21 protein-coding genes and 1 pseudogene are annotated in these 24,032 nt (G+C 73.8%); 14 read left to right on the forward strand and 8 right to left on the reverse strand.

Annotated elements, in window-relative coordinates; translation table 11 throughout:
- Positions 1-8: 8 nt before the first annotated feature.
- The 4 genes from ACIP82_RS21255 to ACIP82_RS21270 all read right to left on the reverse strand — a co-directional run bounded on the left by ACIP82_RS21255 (position 9) and on the right by ACIP82_RS21270 (position 3,696).
- The gene (locus ACIP82_RS21255) at positions 9-332 is read right to left on the reverse strand and encodes a multidrug efflux SMR transporter (protein WP_363604634.1); all 324 of its coding nucleotides are present in this window, start codon (positions 330-332) and stop codon (positions 9-11) included.
- Positions 333-462: 130 nt separating this feature from the next.
- Positions 463-1,518, reverse strand: coding sequence for a ribosome small subunit-dependent GTPase A (gene rsgA, locus ACIP82_RS21260; protein WP_363604635.1), 1,056 nt, complete (start codon positions 1,516-1,518; stop codon positions 463-465).
- Positions 1,519-1,533: 15 nt separating this feature from the next.
- Positions 1,534-2,865 (reverse strand): 3-phosphoshikimate 1-carboxyvinyltransferase, encoded by a 1,332-nt coding sequence (gene aroA / locus ACIP82_RS21265; protein ID WP_363604637.1) that lies wholly within the window; start codon positions 2,863-2,865, stop codon positions 1,534-1,536.
- 66 nt (positions 2,866-2,931) lie between these two features.
- Positions 2,932-3,696, reverse strand: coding sequence for a M50 family metallopeptidase (locus tag ACIP82_RS21270; protein ID WP_363604638.1), 765 nt, complete (start codon positions 3,694-3,696; stop codon positions 2,932-2,934).
- Positions 3,697-3,825: 129 nt separating this feature from the next.
- On the opposite strand from ACIP82_RS21270, the gene ACIP82_RS21275 reads away from it, so the two are divergent.
- The 8 genes and pseudogenes from ACIP82_RS21275 (at position 3,826) to def (ending at position 11,965) form a co-directional block, all read left to right on the forward strand.
- The gene (locus tag ACIP82_RS21275; protein ID WP_363604639.1) at positions 3,826-4,578 is read left to right on the forward strand and encodes an SOS response-associated peptidase; all 753 of its coding nucleotides are present in this window, start codon (positions 3,826-3,828) and stop codon (positions 4,576-4,578) included.
- 90 nt (positions 4,579-4,668) lie between these two features.
- Entirely contained in the window at positions 4,669-5,304 is a 636-nt protein-coding gene (locus tag ACIP82_RS21280; protein WP_400655171.1) for an alpha/beta family hydrolase, read from the forward strand.
- A gap of 291 nt (positions 5,305-5,595) precedes the next feature.
- Complete coding sequence (locus tag ACIP82_RS21285; RefSeq protein ID WP_363604642.1) at positions 5,596-6,339, forward strand: sigma-70 family RNA polymerase sigma factor; 744 nt, start codon at positions 5,596-5,598, stop codon at positions 6,337-6,339.
- A pseudogene (gene rsrA / locus ACIP82_RS21290) lies at positions 6,336-6,632 on the forward strand (mycothiol system anti-sigma-R factor); the annotation flags it as partial. The gene ACIP82_RS21285 and the pseudogene rsrA, both read left to right, overlap by 4 nt.
- Before the next feature lie 486 nt (positions 6,633-7,118).
- Positions 7,119-8,555 (forward strand): HD-GYP domain-containing protein, encoded by a 1,437-nt coding sequence (locus tag ACIP82_RS21295; RefSeq protein ID WP_400655173.1) that lies wholly within the window; start codon positions 7,119-7,121, stop codon positions 8,553-8,555.
- 68 nt (positions 8,556-8,623) lie between these two features.
- Positions 8,624-9,991: an HD-GYP domain-containing protein gene (locus tag ACIP82_RS21300; RefSeq protein ID WP_400655174.1), complete on the forward strand. Its 1,368-nt coding sequence runs from the start codon at positions 8,624-8,626 to the stop codon at positions 9,989-9,991.
- Between the two features lie 277 nt (positions 9,992-10,268).
- Positions 10,269-11,258, forward strand: a complete 990-nt coding sequence (locus ACIP82_RS21305) for a hypothetical protein (protein ID WP_363604647.1) — start codon at positions 10,269-10,271, stop codon at positions 11,256-11,258.
- 65 nt (positions 11,259-11,323) lie between these two features.
- Positions 11,324-11,965 (forward strand): peptide deformylase, encoded by a 642-nt coding sequence (def, locus tag ACIP82_RS21310; RefSeq protein WP_400655177.1) that lies wholly within the window; start codon positions 11,324-11,326, stop codon positions 11,963-11,965.
- Positions 11,966-12,025: 60 nt separating this feature from the next.
- Here the strand turns inward: def and ACIP82_RS21315 are convergent, their stop codons facing one another.
- Positions 12,026-13,039: a LacI family DNA-binding transcriptional regulator gene (locus ACIP82_RS21315; protein WP_400655179.1), complete on the reverse strand. Its 1,014-nt coding sequence runs from the start codon at positions 13,037-13,039 to the stop codon at positions 12,026-12,028.
- Between the two features lie 183 nt (positions 13,040-13,222).
- On the opposite strand from ACIP82_RS21315, the gene ACIP82_RS21320 reads away from it, so the two are divergent.
- From ACIP82_RS21320 to ACIP82_RS21340, 5 genes are all read left to right on the forward strand, one after another.
- Positions 13,223-15,031, forward strand: a complete 1,809-nt coding sequence (locus tag ACIP82_RS21320; RefSeq protein WP_400655182.1) for a glycoside hydrolase family 13 protein — start codon at positions 13,223-13,225, stop codon at positions 15,029-15,031.
- A complete protein-coding gene (locus tag ACIP82_RS21325) occupies positions 15,028-16,368 on the forward strand; it encodes an alpha/beta hydrolase-fold protein (protein ID WP_400655184.1) in 1,341 nt (446 codons plus the stop codon). The genes ACIP82_RS21320 and ACIP82_RS21325 overlap by 4 nt, the downstream gene beginning before the upstream one ends.
- 76 nt (positions 16,369-16,444) lie before the next feature.
- Complete coding sequence (locus ACIP82_RS21330) at positions 16,445-17,737, forward strand: extracellular solute-binding protein (RefSeq protein WP_363604655.1); 1,293 nt, start codon at positions 16,445-16,447, stop codon at positions 17,735-17,737.
- Between the two features lie 106 nt (positions 17,738-17,843).
- The gene (locus ACIP82_RS21335; RefSeq protein ID WP_400655187.1) at positions 17,844-19,460 is read left to right on the forward strand and encodes an ABC transporter permease subunit; all 1,617 of its coding nucleotides are present in this window, start codon (positions 17,844-17,846) and stop codon (positions 19,458-19,460) included.
- Positions 19,457-20,314: a sugar ABC transporter permease gene (locus ACIP82_RS21340; RefSeq protein ID WP_363604658.1), complete on the forward strand. Its 858-nt coding sequence runs from the start codon at positions 19,457-19,459 to the stop codon at positions 20,312-20,314. The genes ACIP82_RS21335 and ACIP82_RS21340 overlap by 4 nt, the downstream gene beginning before the upstream one ends.
- A 125-nt stretch (positions 20,315-20,439) precedes the next feature.
- On the opposite strand, the gene ACIP82_RS21345 is transcribed toward ACIP82_RS21340, so the two are convergent.
- Positions 20,440-20,688 (reverse strand): hypothetical protein, encoded by a 249-nt coding sequence (locus ACIP82_RS21345; protein WP_400655190.1) that lies wholly within the window; start codon positions 20,686-20,688, stop codon positions 20,440-20,442.
- Positions 20,685-20,966: a hypothetical protein gene (locus ACIP82_RS21350; RefSeq protein ID WP_363604661.1), complete on the reverse strand. Its 282-nt coding sequence runs from the start codon at positions 20,964-20,966 to the stop codon at positions 20,685-20,687. Before ACIP82_RS21350 ends, ACIP82_RS21345 begins: the two co-directional genes overlap by 4 nt.
- 415 nt (positions 20,967-21,381) lie before the next feature.
- On the opposite strand from ACIP82_RS21350, the gene ACIP82_RS21355 reads away from it, so the two are divergent.
- On the forward strand, positions 21,382-22,548 hold the full coding sequence (locus ACIP82_RS21355; RefSeq protein WP_400655194.1) for a protein-L-isoaspartate O-methyltransferase: 1,167 nt from the start codon (positions 21,382-21,384) through the stop codon (positions 22,546-22,548).
- Positions 22,549-22,626: 78 nt separating this feature from the next.
- Here the strand turns inward: ACIP82_RS21355 and ACIP82_RS21360 are convergent, their stop codons facing one another.
- Complete coding sequence (locus tag ACIP82_RS21360; RefSeq protein WP_363604665.1) at positions 22,627-23,688, reverse strand: ferritin-like protein; 1,062 nt, start codon at positions 23,686-23,688, stop codon at positions 22,627-22,629.
- Positions 23,689-24,032 lie beyond the last annotated feature (344 nt).

The following is a 24,032-nucleotide window of genomic DNA, read 5'->3' on the forward strand; positions in this document are numbered from 1 at the left end:
CGCCCGGATCAGTGCACCGAGCCGCTGAGCTGCAGGCCGATCACACCGGCGATCACCAGCGAGATCGAGACCAGCTTGAGCACCGAGGTCGCCTCGTCCAGGAAGACCATGCCGTAGATCGCGGTGCCGGCCGCGCCGATGCCGGTCCAGACCGCGTACGCGGGGCCGACCGGCAGGTTCTTCAGGGAGAGGGTGAGCAGGCCGAAGCTGCTGAGGGCGAAGACGCAGAAGCTGATGGTGGGCCAGAGTTTGGTGAAGCCCTCGCTGAGCTTGAGGTTGATCGCGAAGCCCGTCTCCAGCAGACCGGCCAGGATCACCAGGGCCCATGCCATCGCGTGCTCTCCCTGTCGATCGACGGGCCGGACCGCGATCCGGCCCGACTTTCCTATGATCACCAGGCATGGGTGCTCCGACACCTCGAACGCCCCGAAAACCCGCGGGGCGGTCCGAGGCGAACGCCCGTCAGTCGCCCTCGCGGGTGTCCTTGCTGGCCAGCAGCCGGCGCAGCGAGTAGAGCCGGGCGGCCTCGGCGTGGCCCTCCGCGACCCAGGCGTCCAGCGCGCAGTCGGGCTCGTCGTGGCTGCACGCGCGCGGGCAGTCGGCGGTGCCCGGCTCCAGGTCGGGGAAGGCGAGGATGACCCGGGACGGGTCGATGTGGGAGAGACCGAAGGAGCGGAAGCCCGGGGTGTCGATCACCCAGCCCGGGTCGAGCGCCTTCTTCGAGCCGGGCTTGGCGCCCGGCGGCGGGGGCAGCCGCAGTGCCAGGGCGGAGACGGTGGTGTGCCGGCCGCGGCCGGTCACCGCGTTGACCCGGCCGGTGGACCGCTGGTGTTCCGGCACCAGGGCGTTGACCAGGGTGGTCTTGCCGACACCGGAGTGCCCGATGAACACCGTGGAACGGCCGCGCAGGTACGCGCGGACGGCCTCGGCGCCGGCGGTGGCCAGCTCGTCCCGCCGGGTCACCACATAGGTGATGCCGAGCGGGGCGTAGGACTCCAGCAGCGGCGCCGCCGGGGCCAGGTCGGACTTGGTGAGCACCAGCAGCGGCTCCATGCCCGCGTCGTACGCGGCCACCAGGCAGCGGTCGATCAGCCGGGGCCGGGGCTCCGGGTCGGCCAGCGCGGTCACGATGGCCAGCTGCTGGGCGTTGGCGACGACGATCCGCTCGTACGGGTCGTCGTCGTCCGCGGTGCGGCGCAGCACCGAGGTGCGCTCCTCGACCCGGACGATCCGGGCCAGGGTGTCGGCGTCCCCGGAGAGGTCGCCGACCAGGTTGACGATGTCGCCGACGACGACGCCCTTGCGGCCCAGCTCACGGGCCTTCATGGCGGTGATCTCGCGTTCCTGCCTGGTCCCGGCGTCCACCAGGCAGGTCAGCCGGCCCCGGTCGACGGTCAGCACCATCGCCTCGGCGGCGTCCTCGTGCTTGGGCCGGATCCTGGTCCGCGGCCGGGAGCCCTTGCGGCCCGGGCGGTTGCGGATGTCGTCCTCGTCGGCGTCCTTGCCGTAGCGGCGCATGTGCTCAGTCTCCGCTCAGGCGCCCGCCACCGCTTCGCCGAGCAGTTCCGCCCACATCTTCGGGAAGTCCGGCAGGGTCTTGGCGGTGGTGGCCACGTTCTCCACCCGGACGCCGTCGACGGCCAGGCCGATCACCGCGGCGGCGGTGGCCAGGCGGTGGTCCTCGTAGGTGTGGAAGACGCCGCCGTGCAGCGGGCGCGGGCGGATCCGCAGGCCGTCCTCGGTCTCGGTGACATCGCCGCCGAGGTCGTTGATCTCCTTGGCGAGCGCGGCGAGCCGGTCGGTCTCGTGCAGCCGCAGGTGGGCGATGCCGTACAGGTGGGACTCGGAGTCGGCCAGCGCGGCGACGGCGGCGATCACCGGGGTCAGCTCGCCGACGTCGTGCAGGTCCGCCTCGATGCCGTGGATCCGGCCGGTGCCGGTGAACTGCAGGCCCTCGTCGGTGAACTCGCAGCGCCCGCCCATCCGCGTGTAGAGGTCGCGCAGCTGGTCGCCGGGCTGGGTGGTGTGCTTCGGCCAGTCGCGGACGGTCACCCGGCCGCCGGTGACCAGGGCGGCGGCGAAGAACGGCGCGGCGTTGGAGAGGTCCGGCTCGACCACCATGTCGCGGCCGATCAGGGCGCCGGGGGTGACCCGCCAGACGTCCTTCTCACCGCCGTCCTCGGGGGCGTCCACCTGGACCCCGGCGAGCCGCAGCATCTCGACCGTCATCCGGATGTGCGGCAGCGAGGGGACCGGGCCGCCGACATGCCGGACCTCGACGCCCTGGTTGTAGCGGGCGCCGGAGAGCAGCAGGGCGGAGACGAACTGGGAGGAGGCGGAGGCGTCCAGCTCGACCGTGCCGCCGTCCAGCGAGCCGGTGCCGTGCACGGTGAGCGGGAAGGCGCCGCGGCCGCCGTCGTCGATCCGGGCGCCGAGCGCGCGCAGGGCGTTGATCACGCCGTGCTGGGGGCGCTCGTAGCTGCGCGGGTCGCCGTCGAAGCGCACCGGGCCGTCGGCCAGGACGGCGAGCGGGGGCAGGAAGCGCATGACCGTGCCGGCGTTGCCGACGTCGACGCTGGCCGGGCCGAGCAGGGCGGGCGCGGGGATGATCCGCCAGGCCTCGCCGCCGCCGGTGCCGCCGGCGTCGTTGTTGACCCGCTCCTCGATGCCGACGCCCAGGGCGCGCAGGCCGTCGGCCATCAGCTGGGAGTCGCGGCTGCGCAGGGGGTGCCGCACCCAGCCGGGCTCGCCGGCGAGGGCGGCCAGCACCAGGGCCCGGTTGGTGACCGACTTGGAGCCGGGGATGGTGACGGTGGCGTCAACGGGGGCGGTCGCGACGGGGGCGGGCCACAGGGTCTCGGTCATGGGGCAAGTTTAGGGGCCGCAGGGGAACTGTCCCCGCGAGTGGTCCGGCGGTCGGGGCCGGGGGGTTCACAGCGGGCGCAGCAGCCAGCTCGTGCCGAGGGCCAGGCAGGCCAGCGCGGTGACCAGGAACAGCCCCACCCAGGCGAGGCCGGGGATGCCGGTGAGCCGGGCCAGCTGGTCGGCGTCCGAACCGCCGGCCCGGCCGCCGCGGCGCTGGTGCTGGAGCTCCAGCACCGGCCGGACGGCTCCGACCAGCAGGAACCAGCTGCCCAGGTAGGCGAAGCCAGCCTGCACCTCGGCGCTGCCGAACCAGGAGACCAGGAAGAACGCGGCGCCGGTGAGCAGGACGGAGAAGAGGCCGAAGGCGTTGCGGATCCGGATCAGCAGGGCGAGCAGCAGCGCGACGGCCAGCCAGAGCAGCGCGGTGATCCGGTCGGTCGCGAGCAGGGCGGCGCAGCCGAGGCCGAGCAGGGCGGGGGCGGTGTAGCCGGCGATGAGGGTGAGCACCATGCCGGGGCCGGTCGGGCGGCCGTAGGAGAGGGTGAGGCCGGAGGTGTCGGAGTGCAGCCGGATGCCGGCCAGCCGACGGCGGGTGAGGACGGCGGCCAGGCCGTGGCCGCCCTCGTGGGCGATGGTGACGGCGTTGCGGCTGTACCGCCAGACCGGCCGGTACAGCACGGCGACCAGGGCGACGGCGCCGGTGGCCAGGACGAGCCAGGAGGGCGGGGCGGCCTGGGTGCCGGTGACGCGGTCCCACAGCTCGCCGACGGTCTGCGCGGTGCCCTGGCCGCCGCTCGGTCCGTTGATCTGTCCGTTGATCTGTCCGCTCATGTGCGCGCTCGCCTCCGTTCGGCCGTACCGGGGTGGCAGCCTCCCATGCGGGGACGGTCCGGCGGGAACGGGCGGTTCTCTTCGGGGATGAGGAAGTGATGAGAGTGACGGACATGGCAAGCTGACGGTATGTGCGGTCGCTTCGCCTCCAGCAGCAGGCCCGAGTCCATCGTCGAGCTCTTCGGCGTCCAGCAGTGGGACCCGGCCGAGACGCTCGCCCCCAGCTGGAACGTCGCGCCCACGGACCGCGCCTTCGCGGTGCTGGAGCGGGTGCCCAAGGGGGAGCCGGCGCCGGTGCGGCAGCTGCGGGTGCTGCGCTGGGGCCTGGTGCCGGCCTGGTCGAAGTCGGCCGAGACGGCGGTGAAGATGATCAACGCCCGGTCGGACACGGTGCACGAGAAGCCGGCCTACCGCCAGGCCTTCGCCTCCCGCCGCTGCATCCTGCCGGTGGACGGGTACTACGAGTGGCAGACCCTACCGGGCGAGCGCGGCAAGCCCCGCAAGAAGCCCTTCTTCGTCTCCCGGGCGGACGGCGGCCCGCTCGCGCTGGCCGGCCTGTACGAGTTCTGGCGCAACCGGACGGTGCCCGCCGACCACCCGGAGGCCTGGCTGGTGACCTTCACCGTCGTCACCACCGAGGCCGAGGAACTGCTCGCGCCGATCCACGAGCGGATGCCGCTCTTCCTCGACCGGGCGTCGTTCGACGACTGGCTGGACCCGGGGCTGAGCGACCCGGACGAGCTGCGCCGGCTGCTGATACCGCCGCCGCCCGGTGCGCTGCTGGCCACCCCGGTCTCGCCGGCGGTCGGCAGCATCCGGAACAACAGCCCGGAGCTGACCCGGCCGTGGACCGAGGTCGAGCACGAGACGACGCTGTTCTGACCGCTGACCGCTGACCGCTGACCGCTGACCGCTGACCGCTGACCGCCTCCCCGTCGATCCGTTGACCCGCCGAACCGGAGCCCCGCCGCCATGACCGCCGAACTCGTCCCCACCCCGGCCGGGGAGGCCCGGATCACCTACCACCGCGCGGCGGCGCCGAAGGCCGTGCTCGCGCTCGGCCACGGGGCCGGCGGCGGGATCGAGGCGCGGGACCTGGTGGCGCTGGCCGCGGCGCTGCCGCCGCTGGGGATCACGGTGGCGCTGGTCGAACAGCCGTGGCGGGTGGCGGGCAGGCGGGTGGCACCCGCGCCGAAGACCCTGGACGCGGGCTGGACCCCGGTCGCGGAGCTGCTGGCCGGGGAGGGCGTGCCGCTGGTGGTCGGCGGGCGCAGCGCCGGGGCCCGGGTGGCCTGCCGGACGGGCGCGGCCACCGGGGCGGTCGGGGTGGTGGCGCTGGCGTTCCCGCTGCATCCGCCGGGGAAGCCGGAGAAGAGCCGGGCGGAGGAGCTGCTGGGGGCCGGCCTGCCGACGCTGGTGGTGCAGAGCGTGGCCGATCCGTTCGGCGGGCCGGCCGAGTTCCCGGAGCCGCCGCCCGGGTGCGCGCTGGTGCCGGTGCCGTACGGCGGCCACGGTTTCGAGGTGCCGAAGCGGGCGCCGATGGGGCAGGACGAGGTGCTGGAGCTGATCACCGGGGCCGTCGGCGACTGGGTGCTCGGGCTGCTCTGAGCGGCCCGGACGCGGGACCTTTCCGTCCGCTCACCCGTGCGAGTGAACGGGCCGTCGGGGCGGGAATGCGGGCGTCATCGGCATGGTTGACAAGCTCGTCAGCTTGAGTCCCGATGGAAGGCAGCACAGATGGGTTCGATCGCGTGCCCCGAGCGGCCAGAGGAGCGTGAGGCCGGAGCGGCCTTCGCCCCCACGTGGTCGGACTGGCTAGTCGCGGGCGAGAAGCCCGTCGGGCCGATATCCTCCATTTCGGGGCGGCCCGCCGTGGGTCGTGCCCGCCATGCCGAGGAGGTGGGTCCGGTCGTCGGGACCGAGCACGAGGCCGAACCGGGCCGGGGCCCGGAGGAGGGCCTGCCCACGGGCGAGGCGCTCACCGGTGAGGAGCTGGCCGAGGCGATCGGTGAGGACACCTTCAGGGTGTCGGCGGAGGAGAGCGAGGCGGCCCGGCGGGAGCGCTTCGAGCGCGACGCCCTGGGCTACCTGGATCCGATGTACTCGGCCGCGCTGCGGATGACCCGCAACCCGGCCGACGCGGAGGACCTGCTCCAGGAGGCGTTCGCGAAGGCGTACGCGTCCTTCCACCAGTTCCGTGAGGGGACGAACCTCAAGGCCTGGCTGTACCGCATCCTCACCAACACGTTCATCAACTCGTACCGCAAGAAGCAGCGGGAGCCCCAGCGCACCGCGGCCGAGGAGATCGAGGACTGGCAGCTGGCCCGGGCCGAGTCGCACATGTCGACCGGTCTGCGGTCCGCCGAGACCCAGGCGCTCGACCACCTCCCGGACAGCGATGTGAAGGACGCCCTCCAGGCCATCCCGGAGGAATTCCGTATCGCCGTGTATCTCGCGGATGTAGAGGGCTTTGCGTACAAGGAGATCGCGGACATCATGGGTACTCCTATCGGTACGGTGATGTCCCGGCTGCACCGCGGCCGCCGTCAGCTGCGCGGCATGCTGGAGGATTACGCCCGTGAGCGCGGGCTGGTCCCGGCCGGTAGCGGGGCAGGGCAGGAAGCGAAGGGCTCGGGCTCATGAGCTGCGGCGATCCGCACGACACCGAGTGTGGCGAGGTCCTCGACCACCTCTATGAATTCCTCGACAACGAGATGGCCGAGGGCGACTACGACAAGTTGCGGGTGCACTTCGAAGAGTGCTCGCCATGCCTGGAGAAGTACGGTCTGGAGCAGGCCATCAAGGCGTTGATCAAGCGCTGCTGCGGGTGTGACGACACCCCGGCCGACCTGCGCGGGAAGGTCCTGGCCAGGATCGACTCGATCCGGGCCGGGCAGCGCTCGGGCGAGGCGGTGGTGGTCGCCGTCGATGCCGCGGTCGAGGGCCACGCCGAGGCGGCTCAGCAGGGCCGTCAGGTCAGGGAGGCCCGGGAGGCCCGGGAGGTCACCGCGGAGGCGGCGGTCCGGCCGGGCGCTCCGGTCGAGGCGGGTGCCCCGGCGGAGTGAGCGCCGCCCGCCGGTCCGGCGGGCCGCGGGGGCGTCACGCGCCGGTCAGGGCGCGCGAGTTCGACAGGATGAACGACCGGGCGGCCCCGGGAGCGTGCAGCTCCCGGGGCCGCGCTGTCTGTGGGGCGTGCACCCTCACTCGTTCGAGTGAGTTGACGGTGCGCCAGCTGCGCCGTTCCGCGATCGCGCGTCCCCGTGCGGGGGTGGCGGCCTATCCTCCTGACGGACGCTCACCGCCGGTCCGTCCGGCGCGCTGAGTGCGGAGCGTGCCGGGACGGCGGGGAGGTCCAGATCGCTATCGACAATGGAGACGCGGTCCTGCCGACAGGCGCGACGCGCTACCTCCTGGCCGTCCCGGTGGCGGCCGTCTGCTGCCTGCTGCCGCTGCTGCCCGCGTCGGGCCCGCTCGGGCTGCCGCGCTGGCTCGGCGCGTCGGTGGACTGGCCCAAGGTCGGCCTGCTCGCCTGCCTGCACGGGTGCTGGGAGTCGCTGGCCCAGGGGCTGCCCACCCCCTGCCTGCGGCTGGTCCGCACCCTGCTGCGCCGGCCGCCGGTGCCCGACCGGGCGCCGGCCCGGCCGTGCGCGAACGCGTTCTTCCCGGTGCTGTTCGCCGGGGCGCTGATGCTGCCGCCGTCCGCTGCCGCCCTGGTCGCGGTGCCGGCCGGGCTGTTCGGCCCCACCGAGGCGCACGGCCGGCCGCGGCAGGTGTGGAACGGCGCGCAGCTCGCCCTCTCCGCGTTCGCCGCCTCGGTGGCCTTTCATCTGCTGGCCGGGCCGCAACTGCTGCTCGGCTCCCGCTTCCCGGCCGCGCTGCTGCCCGGGCTCGCCGCCGTCACCGCGTTCTGCCTGGTCAACGGGGTGCTGGTGGGCGGCATGCTGGTGCTGGCCGAGGGCCGCCGACCGATCGTGCTGCTGCGCCGCTCGGCCGCCGCGGCGGGGCTGCCGGTGCTGGTGCACGCGGCCGGCGGGCTGATGGTCGCGGTGCTCTGGCAGGGCCCGTACGGTGCCTTCGCGGCGCTGCTGGCGCTGCTCCCGCTCTCCATCTCGGCCTGGGTGTTCGCCCAGGGCCACCGTGAGCGGGCCGCCCACCAGGCCACCGTCCAGGCCCTGGTGCAGGCCGTCGAGATCAAGGACTCCTACACCCGGGGGCACAGCGAACGGGTCGGCCGGGCCTCTGTGCTGATCGCCCGTCAGCTCGGGATGGAGGCCGACCGGCTGCGCACCCTGCGGTTCGCGGGCATCCTGCACGACGTCGGCAAGCTCGGCGTCGCCACCGAGCTGCTGCGAAGAAACGGTCCCCTCAGCGAGGCAGAGCGGCGGGCCGTGGAGATCCACCCGGTGCACGGGTACGAGCTGGTGCGCGGTATCGCCTTCCTGGGCGAGGCGCACGACGGGATCCTGCACCACCACGAGCGGATGGACGGCCGGGGCTATCCGAGCGGGCTGGCGGGCGAGCGGATCCCCGAGTTCGCGCGGATCATCTCGGTCGCGGACGCCTTCGACTCGATGACCTCCACCCGGTCCTACCGGCGCGGGCGGCCGGTCGCCGAGGCCGTCGCCGAGCTGGAGCGCTGCGCGGGCAGCCAGTTCGACCCGGTGATGGTCCGGGCGCTGATCGACGCGCTCGCCGTGCACGACTGGCAGCCGGTGCTGCCGCCGCCCGGGGACTGCATCCGCGCGGTGCCGGACATCCCGCTGGGCGTCCCCGAACCGGTCCGGCCCGCGCCGGTCCTGCCCGCCCCGGGTGGGCTGCCCGCCCAGGGCGGCACCGTGCCGACGGCCGGGCAGCCGTGAGCGCGCCGGCCGGCCGGGGGGCCGGCGGAGGCGGTGCGGCGGGAGGTGGCGCGGCGGGAGGTGGCGCGATGGAGGGTGGCGCGGCCGGGGACGGTGCCGGCGACCGGTGCGCGGGTGGGACGGGCACCTTCCCGCGCGAGGTGGCCGCGGTGCACGCCGGGGCGGCCGCGCTGCTGGCCGTGGCGCTCGGCGCGGTCGCGGTGCGCGGGGTGGCCGACCCCGGCGTGGCCCTGGCCTTCGTCGCGCTGATCGCGGTCGGCGAGTGCGTCCGGATCACCCTTCCGGGCGACCGGGAACAGGCCCCGATCGGGGCGGCCGGCGCCCTCGCGTACGCCCTGCTCGGGCCGTTGCGCGGCCTGCCGACCGCGCACGGCGGGCTCCAGGTGGTCGCGGTGACCGGGGCGGGCCTGCTGGTCGCCGTGCTGCTCGCCCTGCCGGCGCCCGTCCTGCTGCCCCGCGGCGCCGGACCGCGCCGGCGCCCGCCCTGGGCCGATCCGGCCCGGCGGGACGGTGCCGCCCGGCGGCTGCTCGGGGTCGGCTTCGCGGCCGCCGTCTTCCAGCCGCTCTACACCAGCGGCCTGGTGGACCGGTTCTCGGCGGAGGGGCCGACGTACGGGGCGTTCCTGACCGCCGTCGCCGCCCTGGCCGCGCTCTGCGACGCCACCCTCGCGGCACTGCTGCGCCGGGCCAGGAGCGGGCTGCGGTTCCCGGCGGTGCTGGAGGACGAGCTGCGGTCGCTGTTCGGGATCGGCTCGGCGATCGTGGCCACCGGCATGCTGGTCAGCCTCGCGGCCGGCGAGGTGGGGCTCTGGGCGCTGCCGCTGTTCTGCGCGCCGCTGCTGCTGGCGCAGGTCTCGTTCCGGCGGGCCGCCGGAATCCGGGCCACCACCGGGCAGGCCATCGCCAGCCTGGCCAAGGCCACCGAGGTGGCCGGCTACACCCCGCCCGGCCACGCGCGCCGGGTCGCGGACACGGCGTGCGCGCTCGGACGCGAGCTGGGTCTCTCCACCCGCGAGCTCGCCCTGCTGGAGTACGCGGCACTGATGCACGACATCGGGCAGCTGTCGCTGGTCGAGCCGGTGCCGGACGGCGCGACGGCGCTGCTGCCGGACGCGGAGCAGCAGCGGATCGCCCGGCTGGGCAGTGAGGTGATCAGCCGGACCGGGGTGCCCCACAAGGTCGCCGAGCAGGTCGCCCGGCTGGCCGATCCCTGCCACGGTCCGGACGGCACCGGGCGCCCGGTGCCGCTGGCGGCTCGCATCATCCGGGTGGCCAACGCCCATGACGACCTGCTGACGGCCGCCCGCGGCCGGGGGGCGGGGGAGGCGGTGGGGCGGCTGGAGGCGCTGGAGGCGCTGCGGCTTGGCCGGGGCCGGGTCTACGACGCGCGGGTGGTGGATGCGCTGGCGCGGCTGGGCGGCCGGGGCCGGCGCTGACCGGCGGGAGCGCCGGGCGTACCGGGGTGCCGCGGGCGCACTTCGGGGGCTGCCGGGGGCCGCCGGGGTTGAGGCGGGGCGGTGGGGCGGGCAGGCTGGGTAGGGGCGGGGCAGGAAGCGGATGCAACCCCGGCGGTGGGGAGCGCGGGCGGTGGCGGGCGTGGTTGGATGCGGTCGTAGCGTGGAACACCGACCCGGGGCACCGGGCCCGCGCCGCGGGAGCGGACACGGGAGCGCCGGTACGGGACTTGAGCGGACGACGACGGCAGGGACGAACGTGAGGATCTTCCACCGGGCACGGCACCGGCCGTCCGCCACCTGGCGGCAGACGACCGATCGGGCTTTCACGCTGATCGGCGACGGCCGTTTCGAGGACGCCGGCGCCCTGCTGGTGATGGCCGCCGACCTGGAGCCGTGGCTCTCCGACTCCTGGTTCAACCTGGCGCTGCTGCACAAGTTCCGCCGGGACTGGGAGCAGGCCAGGGCGGCCGGTCTGCGGGCCGTCGCGCTGCTCGACCGCGAGCAGGGCGCCCCCGACTGGTGGAACCTGGGCATCACGGCCACCGCCCTGCAGGACTGGCCGCTGGCCCGCCGGGCCTGGCAGGCGTACGGCCTGCGGCTGCCCGGGGGGCCGGGCACCCAGCCGGACGGGCCGGTCAGCCTGGACCTCGGCACCACGCCGGTGCGGCTCTCGCCGGACGGCGAGTCCGAGGTGGTCTGGGGCCGCCGGCTGGACCCGGCCCGGATCGAGGTGCTGTCCATCCCGCTGCCGTCCTCCGGCCGCCGCTGGGGCGAGGTGGTGCTGCACGACGGCGCCCCGCACGGCGAGCGGGTCACCGACGGGGTCGCGTACCCGGTGTTCGACGAGATCGAGCTGTGGGCGCCGTCCCCGGTGCCGACGTACGTGGTGCTGCTGCAGGCCGCCGCGGCGGTGGACCGGGACGCGCTGGAGCGGATGGTGGCCGAGGCGGGCTACGCGGCGGAGGACTGGACGTCCTCGGTACGGCTGCTCTGCCGGGCCTGTTCGGAGAGCCGGATGGCCTCGGACGACGGGCACACCGCGCACCACGACCCGCACGACGACGGCGACGCCGCGCACCCCGGCCATCTGAGCCACCTCAGCCAGGGCGCCGGCGGGATGTCGTGGCTGGTCGAACGCGAGTGCGGGATCGCGGCCCCGGCCGGACTGGTGCGCACCCTGCTGGACCGCTGGGTGGCGGCCGCGCCGGCCACCCGCGCATATCGGGATCTCGAAGAAGTCTGTTGATCGGGCCGCTTACCCTTGACCGGTAGACCCAGGCAGTCCACGGAAGCGGAAGCGGAAAAGCAGCGATGGCGGAGCAGCACGACCACCAGCACGACCACGACCACGAGCCCGCGCAGGGCGAGGCCCAGCCGGTGAAGGTGGTCGGCGAGGAGCCGGACCTCTCGAAGGGCACCGCGCGCCCGATCACCGTCTACGGCAACCCCGTCCTGCACCGTGAGGTGAAGGACGTCACCGCCTTCGACGGCGAGGTGTCCGCGCTGATCGACGACATGTTCCAGTCGATGTACGCGGCCGAGGGCGTGGGCCTGGCCGCGAACCAGATCGGCGTGGACCTCAAGGTCTTCGTCTACGACTGCCCGGACGACGAGGGCGTGCGCCACGTCGGCCATGTCATCAACCCGGTGCTGGAGGAGCTGCCGGCCGGTCGCAAGCGGGTGCTGGACGACGGCAACGAGGGCTGCCTCTCGGTGCCCACCGCGTACGCCGAGCTGCCCCGTCCGGACTACGCGGTGGTGACCGGCCAGGACAAGGACGGCAACCCGATCCGGGTCGAGGGCACCGGTTTCTTCGCCCGCTGCCTGCAGCACGAGACCGACCACCTGTACGGCTTCCTCTACATCGACAAGCTGTCGAAGCGGGACCGCAAGGACGCGCTGCGGCAGATGGCCGAGGGCACGCCCCGGTACGCCACGGTGGCGAACGGCTGACGGTCCGGTACCGCGTGCGCCGAAGGGCCGGGACGGGTGTCCCGGCCCTTCGGCGTACCGTCAGTCGCGCAGCCGGCCGGTGGACTCGCGGGCGACCAGGACCGGCGTGAACAGGTAGTCCCGGGCGCGGCCGCCGTGCCCCTCCAGCTGGCGCCAGAGGGCTTCGGCGACGGCGGCGCCCATCTCCTCGATCGGCTGGCGCACCGTGGTCAGCGGCGGATTGCTGTGGGCGGCGAGGTAGCAGTCGTCGTAGCCGACCACGGAGAGGTCGCCGGGTACCGTGCGGCCGGCCTCGCGGGCGGCCTGGACGACGCCGAGGGCCATCAGGTCGCTGCCCGCGACGACCGCGGTGACGCCCGCGTCGAGCAGCTGGCGGGCGGCGGCGGCGCCGCCGGCGATGGAGTAGGACGACTCGGCGTACCAGTCGGCGGGGGCGTCCTCGCCGAGCAGTTCGCGCATCGCGCGCCGGTAGCCGTCCAGCCGGTTGATGGAGGGGCGCAGATAGCCCTGGCCGCCCGCCAGCCCGATCCGCCGGTGGCCGAGTTCCCGCAGGTGGGCGACGGCGGCCCGGGCGGCGAGCGCCTCGTCGGTGGCGACCGTGGGGACGGCCAGCCCCTCGACCTTGCCGCTGACCAGCACCATCGGGATGCCGCGCTCGTGCAGCAGCCGGTAGAAGCCGTGGTCGGCGTGCGGGTTGGCGTGCCGGCCGGAGACCAGGACCAGGCCGGAGACGCCCTTGCGGAGCAGGACGTCGATGTAGCCCAGCTCGGCGGTGCCCTGGCGGGTGGAGGTGCCGACCACGGCGGTCAGGCCGTGCTTGGCGAGCTGCACCTCGATCGCGGAGGCGAGCAGCGGGAAGACCGGGTTGTCGAGTTCGGGCACGACGATGCCGATCAGCGCGCCCTGGTGCGGGTCGTAGCCCTGGTCGGGCTGCCAGCCGAGTTCGCGCATGGCCTCGGCGACCTTGACCTTGGTGTCGTCCGAGACGCCCGGCCGGTCGTTGATCACCCTGCTCACCGAGGCGGCGCTGACGCCCGCCCGGGCGGCGATGTCCCGCAGTGACGGGCCGCTCAATTGGTCCTCCCGACTGGTCGAGCCTGCATCTTACAAATCCCCGGCAGGCAGGCCCGCGAGGTGGTTGAAACAATCTTAGCAAAGTATTGCGCAACGGTTTCATCGCCGTTACGGTTCCCTCGTCGGCCCCGGTAAACGGAATGCCGGCATCCGTTAACCTGTCCACCCGTCCCGAGGAGCCCCATGGACACGGCCAGCAGTCACCGCCTCGCCGCCCGCCACCAGCCGCACCACGACGGCTCCGCGCGGTATGTCGGAGACCTCGCCCCGCAGCTCGGGCAGAAGGTCGACCTGCTGGTCCGGGTGCCCGCCGGCGACCAGGTCGAACGGGTCTTCCTGCGCTCCGTCCCGGACGGCGAGCCGCACTTCGAGGCGGCCGCGGTCGACCGCACCGACGCCGACGGGACGTGGTGGCGGGCCACCCTGACGATGGTCAACCCGGAGATGAACTACCGGTTCTGGCTGCACACCCCGGCCGGCGGGCGCTGGCTCACCGCCGCGGGCCTGCACGACCACGACCTGCCCGACGCGAGCGACTTCCGCCTCACCACCCACCCCGCCCCGCCCGCCTGGACCGCCGACGCGGTGGTCTACCAGATCTTCCCCGACCGCTACGCCCGCGCAGGCGACGCCCCGCTCGCCGCCTGGGCCCGCCCGGCCGACTGGGACACCCCGCTGCACACCGGCGACGCCGCCGCCCTCCAGCAGATGTACGGCGGCGACCTGTGGGGCGTCGCCCGGAAGATCGACCACATCCAGCGCCTCGGCGCCACCGTCATCTACCTCACCCCGTTCTTCGAGGGCCGCTCCAACCACCGCTACGACGCCGTCTCCTTCGACCGGGTCGACCCCGCGCTCGGCGGCGACGAGGCGCTCGTCGCGCTCATCACCGAGGCGCACCGGCGCGGCATCAAGGTGATCGGCGACATCACCCTCAACCACTCCGGCAACGAGCACGAGTGGTTCCGCGCCGCGCAGGCCGACCCGGAGAGCCCCGAGGCCGGGTTCTACTTCTTCGGCGAGGGCGGCCCGGACGACTACGCCACCTTCCTGGGCGTCCACACCCTGCCGACCTTCGACCACCGCTCGGCCGAACTGCGCCGCCGGCTCTACGAAGGCCCCGACTCGGTGATCGCCAAGTACCTCAGGGCGCCCTTCCACCTGGACGGCTGGCGGGTCGACGTGGCGCAGATGGCCGGCCGGCGCGGCGAGGTCGAGCTCAACCAACTGGTCGCCACCACCACCGCCGCCACCGTCCGGGCCGCCAACCCCGACGCGGTGCTGCTCGCCGAGCACCAGCACGACGCCTCGCTCGCCCTCAAGGGCGACGGCTGGCAGGGCACCATGAGCTACGCCGGCTTCACCCGGCCGGTCTGGAGCTGGCTCGCCGAACGGCACGACCAGAAGGACTTCTGGGCGGTGCCCGGGCCGATCCCCGACTACACCGGCGCCCAACTGCGCGCCACCATGACGGCGTTCGGCGCCGCGCTGCCCTGGCGCAGCCGCGCGCACAACCTCACCCTGCTCGACTCCCACGACACCGCCCGGTTCCGCACCTTCGCCGGCCCGGAGCGCCAACTGCTCGGCGCGGCGCTGCTGTTCACCCTGCCCGGCACCCCGATGGTGTTCTCCGGCGACGAGGTGGGTGTCGAGGGCGAGGGCCTGGAGGAAGGGCGCAAGCCGTTCCCCTGGGACGAGTCCGCCTGGGACCAGCACACCTACCGCACCTACCGCGAGCTGATCCGGCTGCGCCGCAGCCACAGCGCGCTCAGCGGCGGCGGGCTGCGCTGGCTGCTCGCCGAGCGCGACGTCCTGCTGTTCGAGCGGGAGGACGAGCGGGAGCGGATCCTGGTGCAGATCAGCCGGGCCGACCACCCGCCGGTGGCCGGCGAGTGGCACGCCACCCACCTCCTCGGCGGGCCCCAGCTCGTCCCCGGCCGCGACCTGCCCTGCGAGGGCCCGGCCGTGCACGTCTGGTCGGTGGCCCGGTGACCACCACCCCGCGCCGCGGCCGGATCGAGCGCATCCCCGGCTTCCGCTCCGAACTCCTCGGCAACGAACGGGACCTGCTGGTCCACCTGCCGCCCGGCTACGACGACGACCCGGCCGCCGACTACCCCGTGCTCTACCTGCACGACGGCCAGCAGGTCTTCGACCAGGGACAGCAGCCCACCTGGGCGGTCGACCGGACACTGGAGCAGCTGTACGCGGAGGGGCTGATCCCCGAGCTGATCGCGGTCGGCGTGCCCAACGCCGGCGCCGAGCGCGGCACCGAGTACTCGCACGTGGCCGAGTACTGGCGCACCCCCGGTACCCCGCTCAAGGGCCACCGCTACGAGGCGTTCCTGACCGACGAGGTCAAGCCGTTCGTCGACGCCCGCTACCGGACCAGGACCGGCTCCGGGCACACCGCGCTGATGGGCTCCTCGATGGGCGGCCTGGTCAGCTACCACATCGCGTTCCGCCGCCCGGAGGTCTTCGGCCTGGCCGCCGTCCTCTCGCCGTTCCTCACCCACGTCGACCCGGCCGACCTCGGCGAGCGGGTGGTCTACGAGAGCTACCGCCGCCGCGGGCCGCGCCGGCTCTGGCTGGACATCGGCGGGCGGGAGGGCCTGATCATGGCCCGGCCCGCCCGGGACCTGGCCGTCCAGCTGATCGACGAGGCCGGCTACACCTCCGGCACGGACCTCCTCTACTACGAGGACCCGGTCGCGCCGCACCACGAGAACGCCTGGCGCCCGCGCGCCCGGCACGCGCTGCTGCACCTGTTCGGCGGCCCCTCGCCGGTCGTCTCGCTCACCGCCGAGCCGTCGATCCCGCTCGCGCCCGGTGAGACGTGGAGCGCCGTCAACCCGGTCGCCGTCCGCGCCGACGGGGTGCGGTACACCGCGCTGGAGGCCGGCTACCGGGTGGAGCGCCCCGAGGTCGCGGCCGTCTCGCCGCACGGACTGCTGCGCCCGCTCGCCGCCGGGCGGACGGAGCTCACCGTCCGCGCCCACGGGCTGACCGCCAGGACCGAGGTCCGGGTGGAGCCGGAGCTGCCGGCCCGGCCGGTCCTGGAGGTCACCGTCGCCGTCCCGGCCGGCACCCCCGAGGACGCGCCGGTGATGTACGGCCCGGTGCCCTGCCGGCCCGACGGACCCGGCCGGTTCCGCGGGCGGATCGCCGTCCCGCGCGGCACCGGCTTCGACGGCGGGGTCTCGCGCGGCTGGGGCCTGGACGCCGTGGACGCCGAAGGCCTGCGGGTGCTGCACCCGCTGCGGGTGGACCGCCACACCCGCCTCGACATCACCGTCGACCGCTGGAACCGGCCCGCGGACGGCATCTGACCGTCCGCGCCCGCCCGCCCCCGCAATCCCCGCCCCCCGCAACCCCGCCCCCTCCCGGACGAAGGAGTCTCGGACCATGCGCTACCGGAGACACGCCGTGCTCGGCGTCCTCGCCCTGCTGGCCACCGCCACGGCCTGCGGTGGCACCTCGCCCGCCGGCACCCCGTCCGCGAGCGGCCCGGCCACGGCCGCGGCGGGTGACCCGATGACCGCCCCGCCGATCGGGAGCGCCGAGGGCGACCTGGTGATCTGGGCGCAGACCCAGCAGGCCGCCGCCCTGCAGCCGCTCGCCGACCGGTTCGGCAAGGAGCACGGGGTCAAGGTCACCGTCGTCCCGCAGTCCGTCAACACCCAGCAGGCGTACGTCTCGGCCACCAACGCGGGCAAGGGCCCCGACCTCGTGGTCGGCGCCTCCGACTGGCTGGGCAACCTGGTGCAGAACGGCGTGGTCGCGCCCGTCCCGCTGACCGGGCAGCAGAAGGCGCTGTTCCAGCCGGCCGCGCTGGACGCCGTCGCCTACAACGGCCAGCAGTACGGGCTGCCGTACGCGACCGAGAACCTGGTGCTCTTCCGCAACACCGAGCTGGCGCCCACCGCACCCGGCACCTTCGAGGACCTCGCCGGCGCCGCGCAGGCCGCCGTCAAGGCCGGTACGGCCGAGGTCCCGCTCGCCCTGCCGGTCGGCCAGCAGGGCAACGCGTACGCCCTCCAGCCGCTGTTCACCTCGGCCGGCGGCTACCTGTTCGGCACCAAGGCGGACGGCAGCTACGACACCGCCGACCTCGGCGTCGGCGGGCCGGGCTCGATCGCGGCCGGCGAGCTGTTCAGGCAGTACGGCGAGAAGGGCGCCGGGCTCCTCAACCGCTCGGTGGACACCAACGCCATCTCGCTGTTCACCGGGAAGAAGACCCCGTTCCTGGTGGCCGGGCCGTGGGCGCTCGGACAGGTCAAGCAGGCCGGTCTGCCGTACGCGATCTCGCCGGTGCCCGGCTGGGCGGGCAAGGGCCCGGCCCGCCCGTTCATCGGGGTGCAGAGCTTCTACCTCTCCGCCAAGGCGAGGAACCAGCCGCTGGCCCAGGAGTTCCTGCTCCGCGAGGTCGGCTCCGAGGAGGGCCAGCTGGCGCTCTACCAGGCCTCGCCGGAACCGCCCGCGCTCAGCTCCGCGCTGGCGAAGGTGTCCGCCACCGACCCGGACATCGGCTCCTTCGCGGCGGCCGGGGCCGGCGGCCAGCCGCTGCCGACCATCCCCGCGATGAACGCGATCTGGGGGCCGCTCGGCCAGGCCGAGGCCGGCATCGTCGCCGGTGCCGACCCGGCCGAGACCATGCGCCAGGCCGGCGACGCCATCCGCGCGGCCCTCGCGAAGTAGGGCCCGTCCCACGGGTCGGCACGCCCGGCCGCCCCGTGGGACCGCCCGAACACCGACACCCGGACGGGCCACCACCGCCGGGCGCCCTCCGGACCAGGGACCACCCATGACCTCCCCCACCCTTCAGGACAGCAGGCGCCCGGCCGACCCCTCCGCCGGGGCCCCGGGCCGCCCGCCCGGCCGGCCCCCGCGCCGGGCCGGCGCCGCCACCGCGCAGCTGGTGAAGATCACCCTGCTGGCCGGTGTCGCCGCCGTCGCCCTGTACGCCGCGCCCAAGCTGTACGACGCCGGGCACTGGGCCGCGCTGGGCGTGCTGGCCGCCGCCGTCGGCGCGACGTTCTGGATCTACCTGTCGCCGCGCCGGCTGCCCGCCAAGTACCTGCTCCCGGCCACCGCGCTGTTCCTCGCCTTCGTGGCCTACCCGGTGCTGTACATCGTCGCCGTCTCCTTCACCGACTACGGCGACGGGCACCTGCTCACCAAGGACCAGGCGGTCCGCACCCTCGTCGACCACTCCGCCGAACCGGTGCCGGACAGCCCCGCGTACACGCTCACCGTCGCCACCGGCGCGGACGGCGGCCCCCTGGTGCTGCTGCTCACCGACCCGGCCACCGGGCAGGTCTCGGCCGGCACCGCACGCGGCCTCGCCCCCGCCCCGGCCGGGACCACGACCGCGCCGGACGGCCGGGTGACCGCCGCGCCCGGCCTGACCGTCCTGACCTTCGGCCAGATCAACGGCAGGGCCGGGGAGCTCAAGGACCTCCGGGTGCCGGTGGACGGCGGCTTCATCGTCAGCCAGGGCCTCTCCACGGCCACCACCGCCCGGCCCGTCCTGGTGTACGACCGGCAGGCCGACACCCTCACCGACACCCGCGACGGCACCGTCTACCAGCCCCGGGACGGCTGGTTCACCGCCACCGACGGCTCCGGGCGGACCCTGCCCACCGGCTGGCACCGCACCGTCGGCTTCGCCAACTTCACCGCCGTGCTCACCAGCCCCGCGATCCGCGGCCCGTTCCTCGGCGTGCTCGCCTGGACCTTCGGCTTCGCCCTGCTCTCCACCGGCGCGTCCTTCGCCCTCGGCCTCGGCCTGGCGCTCACCCTGCACCACCCCCGGCTGCGCGGGCAGCGGGCCTACCGCTCGCTGCTGCTGCTGCCGTACGCGATGCCCGCGTTCATCGGCATCCTGATCTGGCAGAGCATGTACAACCGGGACTTCGGCCTGCTCAACCAGGTGCTGCACACCCGGATCGACTGGCTGGGCGATCCGTGGAACGCCCGGTTCGCGGTCCTGCTCACCAGCCTCTGGCTCGGCTTCCCCAACATGCTGCTGATCTGTACGGGGGTGCTGCAGGCGATGCCCGCCGAACTCAACGAGTCCGCCCGGATCGACGGTGCCGAGCCCTGGACGGCGTTCCGGGCGGTGACCTTCCCGCTGCTGCTGGTCGCCGCCGCGCCGGTGCTGATCTCCTCGTTCGCCTTCAACTTCAACAACTTCAACGCCATCCAACTGCTCACCGGCGGCGGGCCGTTCGACGGCGCGGGCGGCACGGCCGGGTCCACCGACATCCTGATCAGCTACACCTACCGGCTGGCCTTCGGCGGGCAGGGCGCGCAGTACGGCTTCGCCGCCGCGCTCTCCATCGTCATCTTCCTGCTGGTCGGTCTGATCACCCTGGTGGGCTTCCGCCGCACCCGCGCCCTTGAGGAGCTGAACGCATGACCACCACCCGATGGCTGCGCCGCTTCGGCTGGCGGCACCTGATCGCCGTGCTCGCCGTCTGCTTCGCGCTGTTCCCGCTGCTGTTCGTGCTCTCGGCGGCGCTCAACCCGCTCGGCACGCTCCAGTCGTCCACGCTGGTGCCCGAGCACGCCTCGCTCGCCAACTTCACCGCGCTGTTCACCAACGACCAGTACCCGTTCGCCCGCTGGCTCGGCAACACGGCGCTGGTCTGCGGCAGCTTCGCGGTGCTGAACGTCTTCCTCGGGATGTGCGCCGCGTACGGCTTCTCGCGGTTCCGCTTCCGGGGCCGGCGGATCGGGCTGATGGCGGTCTTCCTGGTGCAGATGTTCCCGCAGTTCCTCGCGGTGATCTCGCTCTACCTGCTGTTCGCCGAGATCGGCGACATCGTGCCGGCGATCGGCCTGGACACCCCGTGGGGGCTGGTGCTGGTCTACCTCGGCGGCGCGATGGGGGTGAACACCTGGCTGATGAAGGGCTACCTGGACACCATCCCGCGCGAGATCGACGAGGCCGCCAAGGTCGACGGCGCCGGACACGCGCAGATCTTCTTCCGGCTGATCCTGCCGCTCGCCGCGCCGATGCTGGTGGTGATCTCGATCCTGTCGCTGACCGCCGCGCTCAACGACGTCATCCTGGCGAACATCTTCCTGACCTCGAACGACTCCAAGACGGTCGCGGTCGGCCTGTACGGGATCATCTCCGGCCAGCAGGACCAGAACTACGGCCTGTTCGCGGCCGGGGCGCTGGTGACCTCGCTGCCGGTGATCGTCGTCTACCAGTTCCTCCAGCGCTACCTCGCCCAGGGCCTGACCGCCGGGTCGGTCAAGGGCTGAACGGCCGGACGCCGCCGCCCCGGACGGGAGATCCGTACGGGGCGGGCATCTGGCCGGGGCACACGACCACGTACTGGCCGGACCCATAGTTGTAGGACAGGTCCGCCCTCCCAAGGCGGGGCTGATCAGTCCGCGCGCAGGATCCGGGACACGTAGACACGAGACGGATCCTGGCCCTCGTCCACCGCGTACTCCACCAGCCCGAGATCCCGGCGTAGCGGCGCCGAGTGCATGCCGGGTCTCCCTGGAATCGGCATGCTCAGATGAGGGGAGGGGTTCTCGCGCAGATCGACGAGGAAAGCGACGACGGCGGAGAAGACGTCGGCCGACGTGCTCGGGTCGTCCTCGTCCGGGTTCTGGATGCGGTCGCTCACAGGGCCCCGAGACGGCGCAGAACTGTGGAGGCCGGGGTTCCGGGGGCGGTGCCGGACTGGATGGCGGCGTGGATACGGTCGCCCTCCGGGTCGCGGTAGAGCTGGGCGCGCAGCCACCAACGCCGCAGGACGCCGCCGATCGTCGAGTCGTCGGCCTCGCCCATCTCCCGGTAGAACTCCATCCGCTGTGCTGGTGGGAGGGCGACGGCGACGGCGTCCTGGGTCCGCGGGATGGGCTGCTGGTCGTCGTGGCGGCCGTGCAGGGGTGCTGCGCTCACCGTTCCTCCGGAAGTCTCGTGCGGGCGGGACCGGTACCAGCGTCCTCCCTCACCGGTTCGGCCGGTACCGGAGTCGTCATAAGAGTCCAGAGTGGCGTTCGGGGCCCGCCCGGCGGTGCCACTCGACCAGGCGCCCGGTTGCCAGGTCCTTCCGAATCGCGACTCCGGCGGGCGGGCGGTCGCACCGGCGCGCCCCTCGGGTGGGCGCACCACCTCCGGGTGATCCTCTGCGCGGCTGCCGTCGAGCGTCGGGGCCGGGCAGAGTTGGCCGGCCGGACGTGTTCCGTACCCGAAGGGAGCGACGCATGGGTGACCACGAGAAGCCGCCGCCGGACCCGGGCCAGGGGACCCCGCCGCCGGGCAATGCCGACGGGCAGGTGCCGCCTCCGCCGCCGGGCGGCGGGAAGCACAAGAAGTGAGTGCCGACCTGGCCGGCCGTCGTACCCGGATGGACGCGGTGATGGAGCAGCGTGGGGCGTGGCCGGCCGACTCGCCGTGGCTGCGCGAGGCCATGGCCGCGCTGCCCCGCGACGCGTTCGCGCCGGATCGGTTGTGGCGCTGGGAGGGCCACGCCTATGTGCCGCTCGACCGGCAGACCGATCCGGCGGCGTGGGCGGACGAGCTGTACGCCGGCCCGGACGCGGCGGCGGTCACCCAGGTCACCGACGGGCTTCCGTCCTCCAGCCTCTCGGCGCCCGCCGTGGTGGCGGACATGCTGGACAGCCTGATGCTGGAGCCCGGTCACACGGTGTGGGACATCGGTACGGGGCAGGGCTGGAGCTGCGCGCTCGCGGCGTGGCGGGCCGGGCCCGGCCTGGTCGTCTCCACGGAGATCGACGAGGACCTCGTCGTGCCTGCTCGCGAGCGGCTTGCCGCCGGTGGGGTCGACGCCGAGGTGTTCGTCGGCAACGGCACCAGCAGCGTGCCGCCCGGGGGTCCGTTCGACCGGATCCACGCGACCTACGCGGTGGAGACCGTCCCGTACGAGTGGATCGAGGCCGTCAGACCGGGCGGTCGGATCGTCTACCCGTGGGGACGGCTCGGGCACGTGGCGCTCACGGTGGCCGCCGACGGGCGCGGTGCGAGCGGCTGGGTGCAGGGTCTCGGGCGGTTCATGGCTGACCGGTGCGGCCGGGTTCCGGCGTCAGCCGGTTACGACGGGTATGTGAAGGTGCGAGGCAGTGGCGATCCCGGCGCCGAGCGGATCCTGGAACGCGCCCTCGCCCCGCTCGCCGGTGACTGGGACCTGCGGTTCGCGGTGCGCGTCGCCGTTCCGGACGCCGTGGTGATCACCGGCCGGGACGAGGACGGCGTCAACGCCTGGATCCACGACGGCAACGCATCGTGGGCGGCCCTGTCCGCGTGTGGCGACGGCAGTGCGGTGCTGCACCAGGGCGGTCGGCGGCGCATCGGCGACGAACTGCTGACCGCGTGGGAACAGTGGGAGGCGCACGGCCGGCCGACGCCGTACGACTACGGGATCACCGTCACGCCGGAGCGCCAGTGGGTGTGGCTGCGCGATCCGGACGGCCCTCGGTGGCCCATCGTGGATGGCGGGGGCGCTGCCTCGCCCAGGGCCTGACCGCCGGGTCGGTCAAGGGCTGAGCGGCCGAACGCCGCCGCCCCGTACCGGAGTTCCGTACGGGGCGGCGGCGTTCTGTCAGGCGGAGACGAAGAGCCACTCCGGGCCGTAGGTGAAGCGGGGGTCGGCGGGGAGCTTCACGCCGTTGATCTGCTGGGCGGTGCCGCGCAACTGGCCCATCAGCCCGATCGCCTGGAAGAGCGAGTCCGACCCGGCAACGCCCCAGGCCTGTTCGAGGGCGCGCAGCATGTCGCTGTACTGCTGGTCGAAGGTGTGCAGGAGGTCGGCCGTGGCCTGGTCGGGCTTGTTGCCGGGGTCGTTGGCCCAGCCGCCGGCGGGGACGCGGGCGACCGGGTGGGCGTCCGGCAGCGGGAGGTCGGGGCCGGTGAACTCGAACTTCTTCGTCGTGGGGTTCTGGACCAGCTTCCTGCCGACGGCGATCTCCTTGAAGGCGTAGTAGTGGGCGAGTTCGCCGGGGGCGCCGGGGAAGGGGTTGTCCGGGGAGGCGTCGGTGCCCTCGCCCTGGGTCCGGATGATGTCGAGCGCCTTCAGGACGTCGTCGATGGTGTTCATCGGGACGATGTCGTTGCCGGCGCCGTGGCTCGACCCGAGCGGGAAGCTCACCTGCCGCTGCCCGGTGAGGAGGTGGGCGAAGTTCGGGAAGACATTGACGATCCGCTGGTAGAAGGCGCCGATCGTATTGCCGTCGGCGGCGAAGGCGAGCGGGTTCTCGGGCTTCTCGATGTCGGAGAAGAGGCCCGCCGACTCGCGGGTCAGCCCGCTGAGGAAGACCTCCAGCCCGGGGTTGACGCCACCCGGCAGCTCGCCCGGGTACTTCGGCACCGTGGCGGGGTCGGTGAGGACGACGGTGCCGCCGATGCTGGTGAGCATGTTGCAGACCAGGCCGAAGTGCGACATCTCGTCGAAGACGATCTCACGGATGGTGTGGCGGACCGGCTGGCTGTTGTCCGGATCGGTGATCGACCAGAGCGCGGTGGCGTACGGCGGGATGGTCGACAACTCCAGCATGATCGCCCGCTGGAGCGCGTCCTTGAGCTCCTGCCCGGTCCAGTCCTCCTCCGGGATGTTCATGAGCTGGACGATCGCGTCGCTCCGGTAGTCCAGGATTCCGGTCGTCACGGCGTACCCCTTTCGTTCGGCTGTGCGCCGGACCGTAGCGGGGGGCGGATCGTGCGTACGCGTGTGCTGCCGGTGTGGCCCGGGAGTTCATCCGGATGGTGGGGGTCGGGCCGTTGCGGTTCGGGATGGCCCCCGAGCCGGTCGAGGCTGCTCCGGGTGGGGTGGTCGCCGGCGTTTCGAGGGGCCGGGAGGACAGCGCGTCCTGGCACCGGTACGGCGAGCCGGGGGTGACCGCGATCTACGGGCAGGGGCCGCGCCCGGTCGCGGTGGCGATCGATGCGGTGTCCGGGCCACTGGGGCCGACGGGAGCATGTGCACAGAAAGTCGGCGTCGTCGACTTCCTG

The organism is Kitasatospora sp. NPDC088548 (assembly GCF_044753005.1).
Classification (GTDB): Bacteria; Actinomycetota; Actinomycetes; order Streptomycetales; family Streptomycetaceae; genus Kitasatospora.

Coding starts and splice junctions, on each gene's coding strand:
- ACIP82_RS21335 (WP_400655187.1), top strand. CDS start 17,844: ATGACCTCCCCCACCCTTCAGGACAGCAGGCGCCCGGCCGACCCCTCC.
- ACIP82_RS21280 (WP_400655171.1), top strand. CDS start 4,669: ATGACCGCCGAACTCGTCCCCACCCCGGCCGGGGAGGCCCGGATCACC.
- ACIP82_RS21330 (WP_363604655.1), top strand. CDS start 16,445: ATGCGCTACCGGAGACACGCCGTGCTCGGCGTCCTCGCCCTGCTGGCC.
- ACIP82_RS21300 (WP_400655174.1), top strand. CDS start 8,624: ATGGAGGGTGGCGCGGCCGGGGACGGTGCCGGCGACCGGTGCGCGGGT.
- ACIP82_RS21270 (WP_363604638.1), bottom strand. CDS start 3,696: ATGAGCGGACAGATCAACGGACAGATCAACGGACCGAGCGGCGGCCAG.
- ACIP82_RS21275 (WP_363604639.1), top strand. CDS start 3,826: ATGTGCGGTCGCTTCGCCTCCAGCAGCAGGCCCGAGTCCATCGTCGAG.
- rsgA (WP_363604635.1), bottom strand. CDS start 1,518: ATGCGCCGCTACGGCAAGGACGCCGACGAGGACGACATCCGCAACCGC.
- ACIP82_RS21255 (WP_363604634.1), bottom strand. CDS start 332: ATGGCATGGGCCCTGGTGATCCTGGCCGGTCTGCTGGAGACGGGCTTC.
- aroA (WP_363604637.1), bottom strand. CDS start 2,865: ATGACCGAGACCCTGTGGCCCGCCCCCGTCGCGACCGCCCCCGTTGAC.
- ACIP82_RS21320 (WP_400655182.1), top strand. CDS start 13,223: ATGGACACGGCCAGCAGTCACCGCCTCGCCGCCCGCCACCAGCCGCAC.
- ACIP82_RS21340 (WP_363604658.1), top strand. CDS start 19,457: ATGACCACCACCCGATGGCTGCGCCGCTTCGGCTGGCGGCACCTGATC.
- def (WP_400655177.1), top strand. CDS start 11,324: ATGGCGGAGCAGCACGACCACCAGCACGACCACGACCACGAGCCCGCG.